Here is a 14,433-nt window from a genome sequence, read left to right as displayed (position 1 = left end):
CTCAGTCATTGATCACCTCCTCCCAACCGTGCGGCGCACAACGGCTGACTAAGCCGTTATCGCGCAGCGCGAACAGGTTGATCCACTCGTTGTGGACCAGATCCCGCACCGTTTCATGACGATCAATCACATCGCTGATTGCGGCTTCAGGTGCCGCAATGTAGACACTCAGCCGCAGTGGCTCATGCATCCAGCGCTGACCGTTGTGTACCGACTGGAAAGGCAGGCCAATCCGCAGATCCCCGCCGTTGCCCTCAAACACGCCGAGGTGACCGCCAACTACGTTGTGCAGCAACTTATTACCGCTGCCAAATTTCAGCGGGTCGGTGACCGAGGCGTTGTATTGCATGTTGATCCAGTGAGTCACGACCATCGGTGCTGTCATGATGGCTTCCAGTATCGAGAAGTCGCTGTCGAGTGAGGCGTCGTAGTCGTGCAGAAACGCCCGGCCACCGAAGTTCACGCCACGGGTCATTCTGCGCGGTGCCACGATGAACGCACTGTTGCCTGCCAATCCCCACTCAGGACGAACCTCAGACCAGTCTGCGGCGCGCTTTCTGATTTCGCGGTCAAGAGCATCCGGGTTGTTAAAAGCCGGCTGATCTTTCAGGCCCAGATTCCCGGCACGTTCACGCTGCGCCAGCAGAGTCGCATCTTTCAGCCACTGGCCAACGTCCTCCGGCAGCTCACCGAAACAGTCGAGGTCGTCTGTGGTGGTATTGTGCAACGCCGCATAAAAGTGGGTGGCATCAGGAATCCGCTGCCCACGCTCTGCCAGCGCCTTCCGGACCGCCTGGTTATTCAGCAGTTGTGCTACGACCTGCACATTGATGGCCCCGGTCTGTCCGCCACAGGCGCCACAGTCCAGACCTGCCGCATGCGGGTTGTTCGTCGTATGACTGCCGTGGCCAACCAACATGACCGAACGCGCGAGGCGACGCAGGCCGAGACCCTTGAGCACCTGGCCCGCGATATCGGCTTTCTCAGAAATCGTCAGCGGTCGCTCGCCCTGATACAGGTCCCAATGACCCGTCGTCGCCAGGTCATTCACCGGATGATCATCGCGCTGCCAACCAAACGTCCGCTTTAACAACTTACCGGCGTAGGTCAGCCCTAACGCTTCGACCATACTGAATGCCGTGCTGGCACCGCGACTGAAATCATTCCATGCGGCCTGCTGCTGGTGACGAACCGCCCGGACCTGACCGAGTTCCTGAGCCTCATGGCCACCTTCGGTGACACTGAAACCAGCGCTGAAAAGCCCCGGCAGCTGTGGCCGCTTCAGGCCTGTTCCGACAGGTGCGTAGGCCGCTGACAAGCCAAAGAAGCCTGCAAAACCATGGGTAGTAATCGTCGGGCTCTGCGACTCCAGTGCGCGCCGGATGATCTCCGAGCGAACATCGATGCAAAAAACGGCCTGCAGGCTGGTCTGCGGCGCCGCTTTTAAAGCCGGCGAGCGCAGTAAACGCTGCTCTTCTTCCTGACGCGCCCGCTCTGCAGCACGCTGCCATACCCAAAGTAACTGCTGACTGTAGCGATGACGCTCTTTCAATAAACCAATCTGAGGCAGTTGCATGAACCACGCCGCCTGCAGACGCTTGGCCGCTTGCGGATGACGCCATTGCCAGTGCCGCCAGAGGGCAAGTTCCCACCCCAGACGTATAGCGACCAGCTGTGGCAGGGCATCTTCTTCCTGCCCATTAAGGCGAGCTTCCCAACGCTCAAACGACAGCCGCGAGGCCCAGCCATTGATATCCAGTAGTAAGGCCTTTGCATACTGCTCTGCCTGATGCGCCGACGTGACCCCCAGCTCTGAGAAAGCAGCAAGAATCAATGCGCCCGGATCATCTGGCAGCTCCTGAAAAGCGCGGGCCAGGCCAGGCTCGCCCATCAGGATGGTAATGCCCTTGTCAGCCCGGGCCTGGCTCACCCATGCCTGATACAGAGGCTTAACCTGAGAGTGCGGCTGATTACCGGTCTGCACTTTTGACTGGGTATAGTCCGCCATAAACTGACTGATCTGGTGTGTAATCTCATCACGCCAGGCCATCTTATTCTGCCGCTGAGGAGATTCATCAAGCCAGTCAGACACGTTCTGCCAGTGCTCAGAGGCCAGCGGTGCTTTCAATGCCTGAAGCAGATCCTCAGGTGTCGCCGTGACTCCCTGATCTGATGCCGCCGCGACCAGGTGGCGATTTTTTATGACACTGCGCTGCCATAGCCGGAGGTAATAATCGCCCGGCATCAGGCAACGGATGCCTCCCAGCGCGCCGAGCTCTGCGGCAACTTCAGAAATATGCTCGCTGCGTTGCTCCCACACCGGGTTCACAGCAATGGAGCGATCCAGTGGCCAGACCGGGGCGATACTCTGTCCGGCGGCCTCGACTGCAGCGAACATGGCTTCGAAATGAAACGAACTGGACTGTACCGTCATGACACCTTCTCCTCATACTCTTTAAGCTGAATCGATTTCTTCGGATTGGCACGTTGCGGTAACCGCGCTGGCCAGATCATCAATGTGGTACGGGTAAACCATTCATCCAGATACAGACCGGCGAACAGCGCAGTCGATAACTTCTGTACCCAGCGCCAGTAGGCACGCCAGCGTAATGCCCACCAAAGAGCGAAGAGCAACGCGAACAGTCCGAGTGCCCAGAGGTCCGGCGCACTGAACATCGTAGGTAACAGGTCGGAGCTCAGTGGCTCAGAGACAAAGTGCAGGCCCGTTTTCAGGAGTGTGTAAGCGCTGGTCACGCCCGTTGCGATCACCAGGCTTCCCAGCCAACCGGTCGCCGCACTGCGAACAGCCACTAAGACCGTCAGAGCCAGTGCGAGTAACAACCAGCCACTCACAGGCTGGTACACAGCGTGAAGGGAGAGAGTCGCCCACCAGGCAGCCAACGTCATTGCCGAGGCAGCGACCAGAGCCAGCGCCCAATGACGCAGTGTCGGCGGAACCACAGACACCATAGATTGACGAACATGCGCCTGTACCTCTGAGCCGGTGCTGAGAAACGCGTGGGCCTTGTAGGCTGAATGAGCCAGCAGATGCAGCAGTGCCAGTTCGACCAACCCCAGTGCACATTCAACCAGCATCAGGCCCATCTGCGCACTGGTCGACCAGGCCAGGCGTACCTTGATACTGATGCGCGTTGTCATGATCAGCGCAGCCAGTACTGTCGTCAGACCCGCTACAATCAACACAAGCCATTGCGCCGCCGGCACCTGCAGAAACAAAGGCGCAAACAGAATCAGCAGGAAGCCACCTAGATTAATAACCCCCGCATGCAGCAGCGCCGACACAGGTGTCGGCGCCTCAACGACCTGAATCAGCCAACCATGCATCGGCAACTGCGCACACTTAATCAACGCCGTCACAGCAATCAGAACTGCCGCAAGCTGCTCCTGCCAGCTGAGCGTCACCGGCACCTGATACGTCGCGACGATATCACTGATGATGGCAGTACCGTGCTGCTGATACAGCAGGTAAAAAGCCGCAATGAGTGAGGCCTCCGCGACGCGGGCAAGCAGGAATTTTTTATGCGCTGCGAGCGCCGCGCGCGGCCGCTCTGGGAAAAACATCAACAGCTGATGCAGTGACAGACTGATCGCAGTCCAGCCTGCGGCAAACAACAACAGATGATCACTGATGAACACCAGCGCGACAGCCGCCAGCGTCAGCAACAACCAGCGCAGATAGCGGCCAAAACCGGGATCAGATGCCAGATAGCGACGCGAAAATTTCACGACCACCAACGCCATCACCGACAGTAAGGTCAACAGCGCCAGTCTCAGGGGGTCAATACTGAAGAAAGGCAATTCCGGGCTGCCATACCAGGCGACGCCGGCGATCAGTAACGCAGTAAATACAGCCACCAACTGCGATGCACGCCAGGCACACTGCCAGCGCATGGATTCAGTGATTGTTACAGACCGGCTCTGCAAACTAGCGAGGGAGGCTCCTGCCAGCAATAGAAGCGGGATTGCCGCTACTACCATTACAGAAACCAGCAGAGGGGAAATACTCATGGTACGCATCCTCCTGTTCAGATGTGCGTAGAGTATCCAGCCGCGAAGGTATTCATGTAAAATAGATATAAACTCACACATCGTTCTCTTTTTATGAACGAAGACAACCAGTCCACTGACCGCCAACAGAGAACTGCCCCCGATGAGCCGTCTGAATTATCACCACCTGTATTACTTCTGGCGAGTTGCCACGCTGGGCAACCTGACTGAAGCGGCGCGTCAGCTTCACGTATCGCAGTCGGCGCTGTCCGCACAGATACGCACACTGGAAGAGAGCATGAACACGCCACTGTTTGCGCGGCAGGGCCGCAGACTGGTTCTGACTGATGCGGGTCAGCGTGTACTCACTTACGCCGGTGATATATTCAGTCGTGGAGAAGAGCTTGAAGCCCTGATCAAGCGGGGCATTACCCCAGAGGTGCAACAACTCCGTATTGGTGTGTTATCCACCATGTCCCGTAACTTCATTGAGGGCTTTATTACCCCCCTGATAGAGCGCCGGGATGTGCGCTTCAGTCTGCACGCCCAAGGCATGGCGAACCTGCTCAATGGTCTGCGCAACCATCAACTCGACCTGATTCTGACCAACGCCAACGTGGTCAACGAAGGGCAAAGTGACCTCTGGCAAAGTCAGCTACTAGCTCAACAGCCGGTCGCTATTGTCGGCCCAGATGATCTGCAAAATAAGAAATTTCCCGACGGTTACAGCAACATGCGCTGGGTGCTACCGGCACCCAATACCGAAATGCGCGCGGCCTTTGATGGCTTCTGCAGTCGCTGGCAGTACGAACCGGCTATCCTCGCAGAAGCAGACGACATGGCCATGTTGCGCCTGCTCGCGCGGGACACCGGCGCGCTGACTGTGCTGCCCACGGTTGTTGTAAAAGATGAGATTGAGCAAGGCACTCTGAAGGTGCATATGACGCTGCCGAATGTGTTCGAAAATTTCTACGCAGTCACCGTGAAGCGGCAGTTTATTCCGCCGGTGTTAACCGACCTGCTGGAGTCGCAGTAGAGGGGATTCTGACCGCTTCAAACCCAGAACCAACGCTGATTCACAGAAATGACTGAACGTCTGGTACTTCCCTATGTTCAGCTGCCCATGTGTCGTAAGCCGCCTGCAAGTTTATCCACATGGCAATGCCTGAGTCCGTCGCGGCCGCAATTCGTTGGGCAAGGTCGGTTGAGCAAGGCACGTGTGCGTTGCAGAAGTTCGTCAGGTGTTTGCGAGAAACCCCCAAGCGACGGGCAGCTTCAGAAATGGATAAGTCATAACGACTCAAAATCTGGTTTTTAAAAATTTCGCCCGGATGGGAGGGCTGAAAAGCTGGTCCTGCAACAGGCTCTGCATTCATTGACATAATTACTTCACCGCTCTGATATTTTTGCCGTGGTAATCAAGATAGTCGACAAGAATGGCACCATCGGTTTCGATCTGAAACGTCACTCGCCAGTTGCCATTCACCTGAATAGAAAAAACTCCCGCGCCGGAACCTTTCTTTTCTTCAAACGAAGGAAACACAGCTTTGAGATCCTGCGGATGATGCGAAGCATGCATGACGGACAAGATGTCTTTGATCTTATCCACATGGTCGGCTTTCACCTTGCTGACATCGCCCTGCCAGAACTTTTTGAGCGCTTTACTCTTAAAACTCTTGATTGCCATCGAATATCCTTATTCTCACAGCATTGTAACCTGTCTGGTTACACTTTCAACCCAACCGGGAATCAGGCGCTCATCTTCCCTGCCAGATTGCGCTTCTTGAGATGAATCAGAATCTGACTGATCGCTGCCGGAGTCAGGCCGGAAATGCGTGACGCAACACCCAGAGTGGCCGGGCGTACGGTATTGAGTTTCTGCTTCACTTCGTTCGACAGGCCGCCGATCGCATCGTAGTCGAGGTCTTCTGGCAGCAGGGTGTTTTCATAGCGGCGCAGCTGTTCGATTTCTTCCAGCTGACGGGCGATATAACCATCGTACTTCGCCTGAATCTCAACCTGTTCGGCAACCTGCTGATCGCTGACGGGTTCACCTTTCAGATTCGCGACCTGAGAATACGTCAGCTTCGGACGTTTCAGCAGGTCGTGCAGGTTGTACTCACGCGCGATCGCCGCTTCACCCATGCCTTCGAGCGCTTTGGCCTCGTCGGTATTGGGCTGCACCCAGGTCGTTTTTAAACGCTGAGCTTCGGTCTCGATGGCTTCCCGCTTAGCGGTAAACGCGGCCCAACGCTCGTCATCAACCAGGCCCAGCTCGCGACCAACTTCGGTTAAGCGCAAATCGGCGTTATCTTCGCGCAGCACCAGACGGTACTCCGCTCGGGAAGTAAACATACGATACGGCTCTTTGGTGCCCATCGTGATCAGGTCGTCAACCAGCACGCCGATATAAGACTGATCACGACGCGGTACCCAGGCGTCTTTCTCCAGAGCGCGCAGCGCCGCATTGGCACCGGCCAGCAGGCCCTGAGCACCGGCTTCTTCATAACCTGTGGTGCCGTTGATCTGGCCAGCAAACCAGAGGTTATTCACAAACTTGGTTTCAAGGCTGTGTTTGAGATCTTGTGGGTCGAAATAATCGTATTCGATAGCGTAACCCGGGCGCGTAATGTGGGCGTTTTCGAAGCCGGCCATGCTGTGGATAAGATCCAGCTGCACATCAAAAGGCAGTGAGGTCGAAATACCGTTCGGGTACAGCTCGTTGCTGTTCAGGCCTTCTGGCTCCACAAAAATCTGGTGGCTGGTCTTATCCGCAAAGCGGGTGACTTTGTCTTCAATCGACGGGCAGTAACGCGGGCCGACGCCTTCAATCACGCCCGCAAACATCGGCGAACGATCGAGATTATTACGAATAATGTCGTGGGTGCGCTCGTTGGTGTGCGTGATGTAGCAGCTGACCTGCTCAGGGTGTTCATCCACAGAACCCATAAAAGACATCACCGGCAGCGGCGTATCGCCCGGCTGCTCCTGCATCACAGAAAAATCCACAGAGCGGCGGTCAATACGCGCAGGCGTACCGGTTTTCAGACGGCCGACGTTAAACGGCATTTCACGCAGACGCTGCGCCAGGGCAATCGCAGGCGGATCACCGGCACGACCACCTGAGTGGTTTTCCATACCAATGTGGATAAGTCCGCCAAGGAAGGTGCCGGCTGTTAACACCACGCTGGTCGCGTGAATACGCATGTTGGTATTGGTGACGATGCCCGCCACGGTCGAGCCAACGCCGTCGCCCTGCATGATGAGGTCATCACAGGCGGCCTGAAAGATATCCAGATTCGGCTGGTTTTCGACAATATTGCGGATCGCACTGCGGTACAGCGCGCGGTCGGCCTGGGCACGGGTGGCACGCACGGCCGGACCTTTACGGCTGTTAAGCGTACGGAACTGAATACCGGCTTTGTCGGTAGCGCGCGCCATGGCACCGCCGAGGGCATCAATTTCTTTCACCAGATGGCTTTTGCCGATGCCGCCAATCGCCGGATTACATGACATCACGCCCACGGTGTCGGTGTTGTGGGTCAGCAGCAGTGTCTTCGCGCCGGTACGCGCCGACGCCAGCGCCGCCTCCGTACCTGCATGGCCACCACCAACAACAATCACGTCATAACGAACGGGATAATCCACAACACACCTCAATTCAGTTGTTCACATCTGCCGGGCAGATGAAAAAGGGCGCGCATTGTAACACCACTACACACCAGCCGATAGATACTGTTTGAATTTTAACCAAGGAGTTTATTCACAGCACAAAATACCGCTGTATAGAACGGGATAAAGATTTCCACAGATCAGGAATAATTTGATAAAACCCAGTAATAGCAAGGGTTATCAATGTGGATAACCCTGTACATTAATGTGGATATTTATTGAGTGGTTTATCAGATATTTTAGTTATTCTGAAGATTAAACATCTTTTCCTGAAATTTTATTCAGGTTTTCTACAGACTTATTCACAACTATTCGGTGGGTTCGGCAGTCTCGTCGGTTGTTTCATCTGTTGGCGTCTCAGTCGTGGTGTCGGTAGTCGCCGTTGCCGGGGTGTAACGCGCATACAAAAGCTCTTCTTCCTTCCGGATAAACAGCTCAAGCTCACCATTAGCGTTCACCGTGGCATAACCGGGGGCATTGGTGACATTAAAACCGGGACAGTTCTTCCGCTCAGACAGCTGAACGGTGTAGAGGTTAACCTCTTCATTGAGAATCCGGATCGTTCCTCGCGTCGTGCAACCTGTTGCTGGGGTCGCGACACTGACCTCACGGAATGAAAGCTCATCGCCTACCTCTGTCAGGTAAAGCTCATAGCCGGTCGACGTCCACTTGCCGCGCAAGGTCGCCAGCCGTGAATTCGTATCCCAGGTGCCGTCATTACTCAGAGCAAAGCCGCCGGGGGCAGTATCGCTGTCGTAATCACCAACCAGAGTGTCATCAGTCGTAGTAGTGGGATAAAGCAAACCCGACAAGGTAAAATCTTCCGGTGCTCCGCCAGCAACAAACTGATTGGCAGCAGTATCACTGTTCGAGTAGGTGTAACCGCTCAGGGTCATCGTGGCGGTCGCACTGTCGTTATCGAGTGCGACCGTACCGTAGAAGGCAATGGTTTCATCGAAGCCAAACACATTACCGTTATACATCAACATCCTCAGCGCCCCTGCCTGATCCAGCTGACCATTCCACAGACCGTTCAGTCGTAATGTCGGATCGGAGACGGTATCTCCCTGATCGTTAACAATGTCGTCTGATTCCTCCTCCTCCAGGCAGCCAGTCGCAAACAGAGGTAGCAGTATGAAAATAAGCACGCGTAACATGGTCAGTCCTGATCGAGTCAATCTCATCAAAGCTTAGTTCATCTGCTGGATTTTTCCGGTAAAGAACAGGAGACAGGGAGGCACCATGTCCGAGACGCGCGCCCAGCTGAAACACATTGCAATCGACCAGATTCAACAAGCGAATCTGGCGGCCGCCAGCTTTCGTGAACTGGGAAAAGCCGCAGGCATCAAATCCAGCTCTGTGCACTATCACTTCCAGAGCCGCGAGAGACTGCTTACCGAGCTACTTCAGGACTACGACCTCAAATTCTTCAGTGAACTGGATGCGGCCACTGCTGGCACCCATCGGCCACGGCAGCGGCTGGGTGCATTGATTGATGTATTCGAGAGCTATCATAAACACCGTCGCCAATGCATGAGCCTGGCCTACGCCGCGTCACCTCATGAGCTCAGCGACGCCAGCCTTGGCGCTGTGAATACCTTCCTGGAGCACATGGAGCGCTGGGTCGAAGACGCCCTGCAGAAAGCCAGCCTGTTGCCCATCCCAAAAGACGAGCTCGCCTGCGTTATCGTTTCAGCACTCGAGGGCTCACTACTCTTCGACCGCCTCAGTGATAGTCCGCGACACCTGCACGCTGCGCGTAGCTGGATTGCCTCTCTCAGCAGCTACTGACTCTTTTTATTACTTTTCATGGCTTGAAACGACACATCAAATTAAGCAACTTTGTCCGAACTCCACCTGTCACAAGACTTATACAGCGACTATCGTGGTTATCAAATGCACAGATAACTACTGAGCTAACCGCAGTAAGGCAGGTAATTTATGAGCAAGACAGCACGCGAAATCAGCGCTGATATTGAGTTTCCTGGCCGAAAAATGGACTTTGGCTTCAACTTTGAAGACTTGCCTCGTTACTGGAACGATAACGACGCATTCAAGACCCACTTCATGAACGCACTCTCCTGCCTGTTCCTGGAAGGCGAACGTATGTTCATCGATGCCGTGCGCGACAGCCAGCATCTGGTCAAAGACGAAAAATTGCTATCGCAAGTGAAGAGCTTCATCAAACAAGAGGCTATTCACGGGCATGAACATCATAAGTTCAGTGAATATCTGGATTCTATGGGCTATCCGGCGACCAAAGTGGAAGACTTTGAGCGCAAAGAGAAAAAGCTCATGCGCAAATACATGCCGGCGCGCCGCCGTCTGGCCATTACCTGCGCGGTTGAGCACTTCACGGCGATTCTTGCCCATCAGGTGCTGACGAACCCTGAGGCTACCGAAGGCATGGACCCACGCTTCAAAGAAATGTGGACATGGCACGCCATCGAAGAAACCGAACACAAAGGCGTATGCTACGACGTATATGAGCAGACAGGCGGCAGCTATGCACTGCGCGTCTTCGCCATGTTCAATGTCACCTGGATGTTCCTGCTGCGCACAGCCATCGTGCAAGGCATCTTCCTGTGGAAAGACGGCAAACTGTTCAAGCCATCCACCTGGAAATCAGGCTTCAACTTCTTCTGGAAGAAGCCCGGGCTGATCCCGAGCATCTGGAGCGACTACAAAGATTACTACCGCCGCGACTTTCACCCATGGGATCACGACAACCGTGAGCTGCTGAGTGAATGGCAGGCAGACCACAATAACTATAAGACCGTATAAAACTATGACTGATAAACAAGCGACCGCCCGCAAAGTAAGCGCGGGCATTGAATTTCATGGCCGTAAAATGGACTTCGGATTTAAATTCGAAGACCTGCCGCGCTACTGGTATGGCAACGATGCCTTCAAAAGTACCCTGATGAACGCACTGTCGTGCCTGTTCCTTGAGGGCGAGCGCCTGTTTATTGATGCCGTTCGTGACAACGAACACCATGTTAAAGATGAACACCTCAAAGCGCAGGTGAAAAACTTTATCAAACAAGAAGCTATTCACGGCAACGAGCACCACATGCTCAGTGAGTATCTCGACACACTCGGTTACCCAGCCACCAAAGTCGAGGCACAAGAGCGTGCCGTGCGCCTGTTCATCAAAAAGCACATGCCAGCCAAAGATCGCCTGGCCATCACCTGTGCGGTTGAACACTTCACCGCCATGCTTGCTCACCAGATGCTCACCAACAAAGAGCTGACCGATGAAATGGACCCACGCATCCGCGAAATGTGGAAATGGCACGCCGTCGAAGAAACCGAGCACAAAGGCGTTTGCTTTGACGTGTATGAAGCGGCAGGCGGCGGCTACTGGAAGCGGGTTTTCCACATGGCCACCATCACTATGACCTTCATCATGCGCCTCAGCACTGTGCAGGCATACTTCCTGTGGAAAGATAAGCAGCTCTTCAAATGGTCGACCTGGAAATCCGCGTTCCGCTTCTACTGGAAATCGCCAGCGCTGCTCCCGACCATCTGGAAAGAATACAAAGACTACTACCGTCGTGATTTCCATCCGTGGGAGCACGACAACCGCGAACTGCTCGAAGGCTGGGAAGCCGAGCACGACAACTACAAAGCGGTGTAAACCTATTCGGCGGCCACCTCAATGTGGCCGCCAATGTCTTACCTTATTTGCCTTTGACAGACACCCGTTTTAGACTCGCTGCAACCGGGCCAGAACCCGGAACCTCACACGGAAGTATGGATATCCCAGCGTCATGGCCGATTTTGAACTAGAAGACCTTCAGGGCAACCGTTACCGACTCCGACGCGGCTCAGGCCCCGGTCTGTACCACCCAGAAAACCTCTGCACGGGTGGCAACTTTGATGCCGAACTGCTGCTTGGCCACTTCAGCACAAGCAATATCGACGACAGCTTTAACCACTTCTACTTCGACGTACTGTCAAAGCTGGATGACCGACCGTCATGCCCGCGACAAGCGCTGACCAAAGCCATCGCGGCCAACTACCTGACGCTCGAAAAGGTCGATACCGCTCGTGCAGTCGACGACGAAATCCCCGATGATCGCCCATTCCTGCGCGTACAGATTGAAAACGCCCTGCGTCAGATCGTAGAAGGCGAACGGCGCGAAGCCGCCATGCACCAACGCCAGATCGACAAAGAGTCCACCGTGATGAAAGGCCTGATCTACACAGGCGCCTTCATGACTGGCATCGGCTCATCCGCTTGGGGCCTCGCAGTGCAGGTAAAAGAGCTCAGCGACGTCATCAACCCATTCGTAAAAATGCAGCACCATGCCAAAGCACTTCGTGACGCATGGGAGTCGGATAACTTCGCAGATACCTACGCCGAAACCTACCTGAGCGGCGAAAAACGCGAACTCGTTGAAGCCATCGGCTTCGATCCTAGCCAGATCACCCAGAAACAGATCGACGAAGCCATCGCCATGACCGATCTGGTGCTCAATGACGAGACCCTGCGCGACATTCTATACCGCTTCGTGAAAGACTACGCCGAGGCGCAACACAGCATCGAAGTGACCGAAGTCGCAGGCTCAGGTGCCTTTGAGCTGATACTCACCATCATCGTCGCCGCCGTCACTGGTGGTGCAGGCGTGGTGGCCGCCGTAGGCAGCAAAATGCACCTGGTGCGTAAATTCAACAAAGTCGGTGACCTGTTAGCTGACTTTGCGAAAGCAACCAAACGCATTAAGAACCGTAAAAAAGCGTTCAATGGAAAGAACACCGGCCCAGGCAAGCTGGAATCCGTCGATGGTTCGGTTAAGAAAACCGATGCGCATGGGGCGGAGACGGGGGAGGTGAGTAAGCCGAAAAACACGGCAAATGCTGTAGTGCCTGAAAACGTCCCAATGACTCAAGAAAAATTTGATGAGATCATAAACCTAGAACAAGGTAATAGACCTGATAATCCAGCTGAATATCTACCAGAAGAGTACATATCAGAACATCTCGCAAAATTTGAGAATGAAGGGGCTGGAATTATTGTCATTGAAGATTGGATAAACAACCCTAAATATAAAACTCTTTCTCCTGACGGCAAGTTCGTTGGCCTAGGCTCCGAAATGGATTTACTGATTGAGAAATATAAAGCCAGTGGAGGCGATTGGAAAGTACTCAGAGATGGATTAAACCTTGGTGAAAACGTAACGCTCGAAGATTCCAGGATCGCTTACGTAAAAACTATGCCAAAGGATCCTCGTTTCGAATACAAAATTCCAACAGGCAATGAAGGCGGAGCTTACGAAGGCGAGTGGATACCTGGAGGGTACACAAAAGCCGGCACATCTGAAGCCACTATGTCAGGTGGTGAACATATTGTACACAATAACAATATCGATAATTTGTCCAAAGTCGATAATATTTATGTGGAAAAATTACAGTGAGTAATAATTTATTTAAAACTGCAGTTCAAAATAATGAAACCGTTAAGTTTTTTCTAGGTAAAGACGAGTATTTTTCTCGTAACCGAGAAACCCACGAACACGCTTACTTTGCACAAACGAAAGGATGGGTCAAGAAATACATTGAAGAGGACCCTGATAAAAATTTAACGGTTTTTATTAATAAACTTAGTGAGTTCTTAGGAACAGAAGAATCGCAAGAAAACATTGAATCTGTAATCGAAAATATACTTGCTTTAGCCGTACTATTTTCTAGAAATCCTATTTATTTTTCATCACTAAATAAATCATCAGTGTCAATACTCTATTCCTCAATAGAACGATATTTTAGTTCCCTCAACCTTTCTCAACCAGAAATCGATGACTTGAATATTTATAAAGATAGAATTATAGAGATCGGATGTTTAAAATTATCAGAACAAATAAAATTGTAGGGAAAAGGTATGACCCAAAATATCGTATACGTAGTGAATCAAGATGAACATGAATTTTCTCCGGTTCTAACCAAAGCGGAAGGGAAGAAAGAATTCTGTATCACTGCTTCTACTGAACCCGGTAGAGTAAGTTTTAAAAATTTCCATATTTTTAAAATAGGTTTTAGTGAACTTAGGAAAATGACGCCTGAAAGCATTGGCATCCTCTTAGTCACGGAAAAAGGCGGGCAATACTTCCCCCCACAATCCTAATGAAATTAGCTTTCTGCATCTTATGTAGTAAATTTCTATGACTTCAAAGCATCACCAGGCTCTCTATGCTTCCGTACAATCTTCCGCCGATGGACTTCAAAAGTATCTGCGCAATACCGTTAGGAATAACTCTTCCCTTTAGCAACTTAAATTCGGTGAATAAGATCATTTAGCTTACCTAGGGCCTGGTAGATGAAATGACCTATCCTTAAAGGAAACTTTAAGGTTAAGTACGGTAATAGAACTGACTACTCTTACGACATCAAAGTACTCACTGTCCTGAAACTCGCCGTAAAGACATGTTCTCATGTGCCGAAAAGCCTCAAGGTATATCTTCGCAGCTGTCTCATTAGTACCTGCCTCGAACGCGATAAAACAATCGGATACCTCATAACCCTGATCATATATGTAGTCGCAAAGCAGCCCCTTAGCGACCTCCTCCATATGGCCAGCGATTGGGCCAAAACCGTCTACAACCAAATAGAAATAGCGCATTGAAAAACCCTCCTTTTGAAGAGTTTAAGTGTGTCAGTTGAACACCGGAGACTCCACGGACTATGAGTCACATGTATAAATAAACAGAAAAAACTTTACTTATCTGCAACCTGCATATACTGTTTATTTAACCA

General features: G+C 52.7%; 13 protein-coding genes. 7 read left to right on the top strand and 6 right to left on the bottom strand.

The window, feature by feature from the left end:
• Position 1: 1 nt before the first annotated feature.
• Both B2R29_RS16740 and B2R29_RS16735 read right to left on the bottom strand, forming a co-directional pair.
• Positions 2 to 2,434 (bottom strand): YbcC family protein, encoded by a 2,433-nt coding sequence (locus B2R29_RS16740; protein WP_301182105.1) that lies wholly within the window; start codon positions 2,432 to 2,434, stop codon positions 2 to 4.
• Positions 2,431 to 4,029, bottom strand: a complete 1,599-nt coding sequence (locus B2R29_RS16735) for an NADH-quinone oxidoreductase subunit L (protein ID WP_301182104.1) — start codon at positions 4,027 to 4,029, stop codon at positions 2,431 to 2,433. Before B2R29_RS16735 ends, B2R29_RS16740 begins: the two co-directional genes overlap by 4 nt.
• A 142-nt stretch (positions 4,030 to 4,171) precedes the next feature.
• Here B2R29_RS16735 and B2R29_RS16730 point away from each other — a divergent pair, with 142 nt between their 5' ends.
• Positions 4,172 to 5,044: a LysR family transcriptional regulator gene (locus tag B2R29_RS16730; protein WP_301182103.1), complete on the top strand. Its 873-nt coding sequence runs from the start codon at positions 4,172 to 4,174 to the stop codon at positions 5,042 to 5,044.
• A gap of 40 nt (positions 5,045 to 5,084) precedes the next feature.
• Here the strand turns inward: B2R29_RS16730 and B2R29_RS16725 are convergent, their stop codons facing one another.
• The 4 genes from B2R29_RS16725 to B2R29_RS16710 form a co-directional block, all read right to left on the bottom strand.
• On the bottom strand, positions 5,085 to 5,390 hold the full coding sequence (locus B2R29_RS16725) for a HigA family addiction module antitoxin (protein WP_301182102.1): 306 nt from the start codon (positions 5,388 to 5,390) through the stop codon (positions 5,085 to 5,087).
• 2 nt (positions 5,391 to 5,392) lie between these two features.
• The gene (locus tag B2R29_RS16720) at positions 5,393 to 5,695 is read right to left on the bottom strand and encodes a type II toxin-antitoxin system RelE/ParE family toxin (protein ID WP_297533651.1); all 303 of its coding nucleotides are present in this window, start codon (positions 5,693 to 5,695) and stop codon (positions 5,393 to 5,395) included.
• A 62-nt stretch (positions 5,696 to 5,757) separates the two neighbouring features.
• Positions 5,758 to 7,656 (bottom strand): tRNA uridine-5-carboxymethylaminomethyl(34) synthesis enzyme MnmG, encoded by a 1,899-nt coding sequence (mnmG, locus tag B2R29_RS16715; RefSeq protein WP_301182101.1) that lies wholly within the window; start codon positions 7,654 to 7,656, stop codon positions 5,758 to 5,760.
• Positions 7,657 to 7,988: 332 nt separating this feature from the next.
• Positions 7,989 to 8,837, bottom strand: coding sequence for a hypothetical protein (locus tag B2R29_RS16710; protein WP_301182100.1), 849 nt, complete (start codon positions 8,835 to 8,837; stop codon positions 7,989 to 7,991).
• Positions 8,838 to 8,922: 85 nt separating this feature from the next.
• On the opposite strand from B2R29_RS16710, the gene B2R29_RS16705 reads away from it, so the two are divergent.
• The 6 genes from B2R29_RS16705 to B2R29_RS16680 all read left to right on the top strand — a co-directional run bounded on the left by B2R29_RS16705 (position 8,923) and on the right by B2R29_RS16680 (position 13,804).
• Positions 8,923 to 9,471 (top strand): TetR/AcrR family transcriptional regulator, encoded by a 549-nt coding sequence (locus tag B2R29_RS16705; protein WP_301182099.1) that lies wholly within the window; start codon positions 8,923 to 8,925, stop codon positions 9,469 to 9,471.
• 150 nt (positions 9,472 to 9,621) lie between these two features.
• Entirely contained in the window at positions 9,622 to 10,464 is an 843-nt protein-coding gene (locus B2R29_RS16700) for a metal-dependent hydrolase (protein ID WP_301182098.1), read from the top strand.
• Between the two features lie 4 nt (positions 10,465 to 10,468).
• A complete protein-coding gene (locus B2R29_RS16695; RefSeq protein ID WP_301182097.1) occupies positions 10,469 to 11,320 on the top strand; it encodes a metal-dependent hydrolase in 852 nt (283 codons plus the stop codon).
• A gap of 133 nt (positions 11,321 to 11,453) precedes the next feature.
• On the top strand, positions 11,454 to 13,100 hold the full coding sequence (locus B2R29_RS16690; protein WP_301182096.1) for a hypothetical protein: 1,647 nt from the start codon (positions 11,454 to 11,456) through the stop codon (positions 13,098 to 13,100).
• Complete coding sequence (locus B2R29_RS16685) at positions 13,097 to 13,552, top strand: hypothetical protein (protein WP_301182095.1); 456 nt, start codon at positions 13,097 to 13,099, stop codon at positions 13,550 to 13,552. Before B2R29_RS16690 ends, B2R29_RS16685 begins: the two co-directional genes overlap by 4 nt.
• Positions 13,553 to 13,561: 9 nt before the next feature.
• Positions 13,562 to 13,804, top strand: coding sequence for a hypothetical protein (locus B2R29_RS16680; RefSeq protein ID WP_301182094.1), 243 nt, complete (start codon positions 13,562 to 13,564; stop codon positions 13,802 to 13,804).
• Positions 13,805 to 14,433 lie beyond the last annotated feature (629 nt).

It is taken from the genome of Thalassolituus sp. UBA3500 (genome assembly GCF_002377545.1).
Taxonomy (GTDB): domain Bacteria; phylum Pseudomonadota; class Gammaproteobacteria; order Pseudomonadales; family Oceanobacteraceae; genus Thalassolituus.
This window is presented reverse-complemented; position numbering and strand designations above follow the sequence as displayed.

Bases quoted from the DNA above. Each gene is read 5' to 3' on its own strand.
- B2R29_RS16705 (WP_301182099.1), top strand. From the start codon at position 8,923: ATGTCCGAGACGCGCGCCCAGCTGAAACACATTGCAATCGACCAGATT.
- B2R29_RS16680 (WP_301182094.1), top strand. From the start codon at position 13,562: ATGACCCAAAATATCGTATACGTAGTGAATCAAGATGAACATGAATTT.
- B2R29_RS16700 (WP_301182098.1), top strand. From the start codon at position 9,622: ATGAGCAAGACAGCACGCGAAATCAGCGCTGATATTGAGTTTCCTGGC.
- B2R29_RS16720 (WP_297533651.1), bottom strand. From the start codon at position 5,695: ATGGCAATCAAGAGTTTTAAGAGTAAAGCGCTCAAAAAGTTCTGGCAG.
- B2R29_RS16710 (WP_301182100.1), bottom strand. From the start codon at position 8,837: ATGTTACGCGTGCTTATTTTCATACTGCTACCTCTGTTTGCGACTGGC.
- B2R29_RS16690 (WP_301182096.1), top strand. From the start codon at position 11,454: ATGGCCGATTTTGAACTAGAAGACCTTCAGGGCAACCGTTACCGACTC.
- B2R29_RS16735 (WP_301182104.1), bottom strand. From the start codon at position 4,029: ATGAGTATTTCCCCTCTGCTGGTTTCTGTAATGGTAGTAGCGGCAATC.
- B2R29_RS16725 (WP_301182102.1), bottom strand. From the start codon at position 5,390: ATGTCAATGAATGCAGAGCCTGTTGCAGGACCAGCTTTTCAGCCCTCC.
- B2R29_RS16695 (WP_301182097.1), top strand. From the start codon at position 10,469: ATGACTGATAAACAAGCGACCGCCCGCAAAGTAAGCGCGGGCATTGAA.
- B2R29_RS16730 (WP_301182103.1), top strand. From the start codon at position 4,172: ATGAGCCGTCTGAATTATCACCACCTGTATTACTTCTGGCGAGTTGCC.
- B2R29_RS16740 (WP_301182105.1), bottom strand. From the start codon at position 2,434: ATGACGGTACAGTCCAGTTCGTTTCATTTCGAAGCCATGTTCGCTGCA.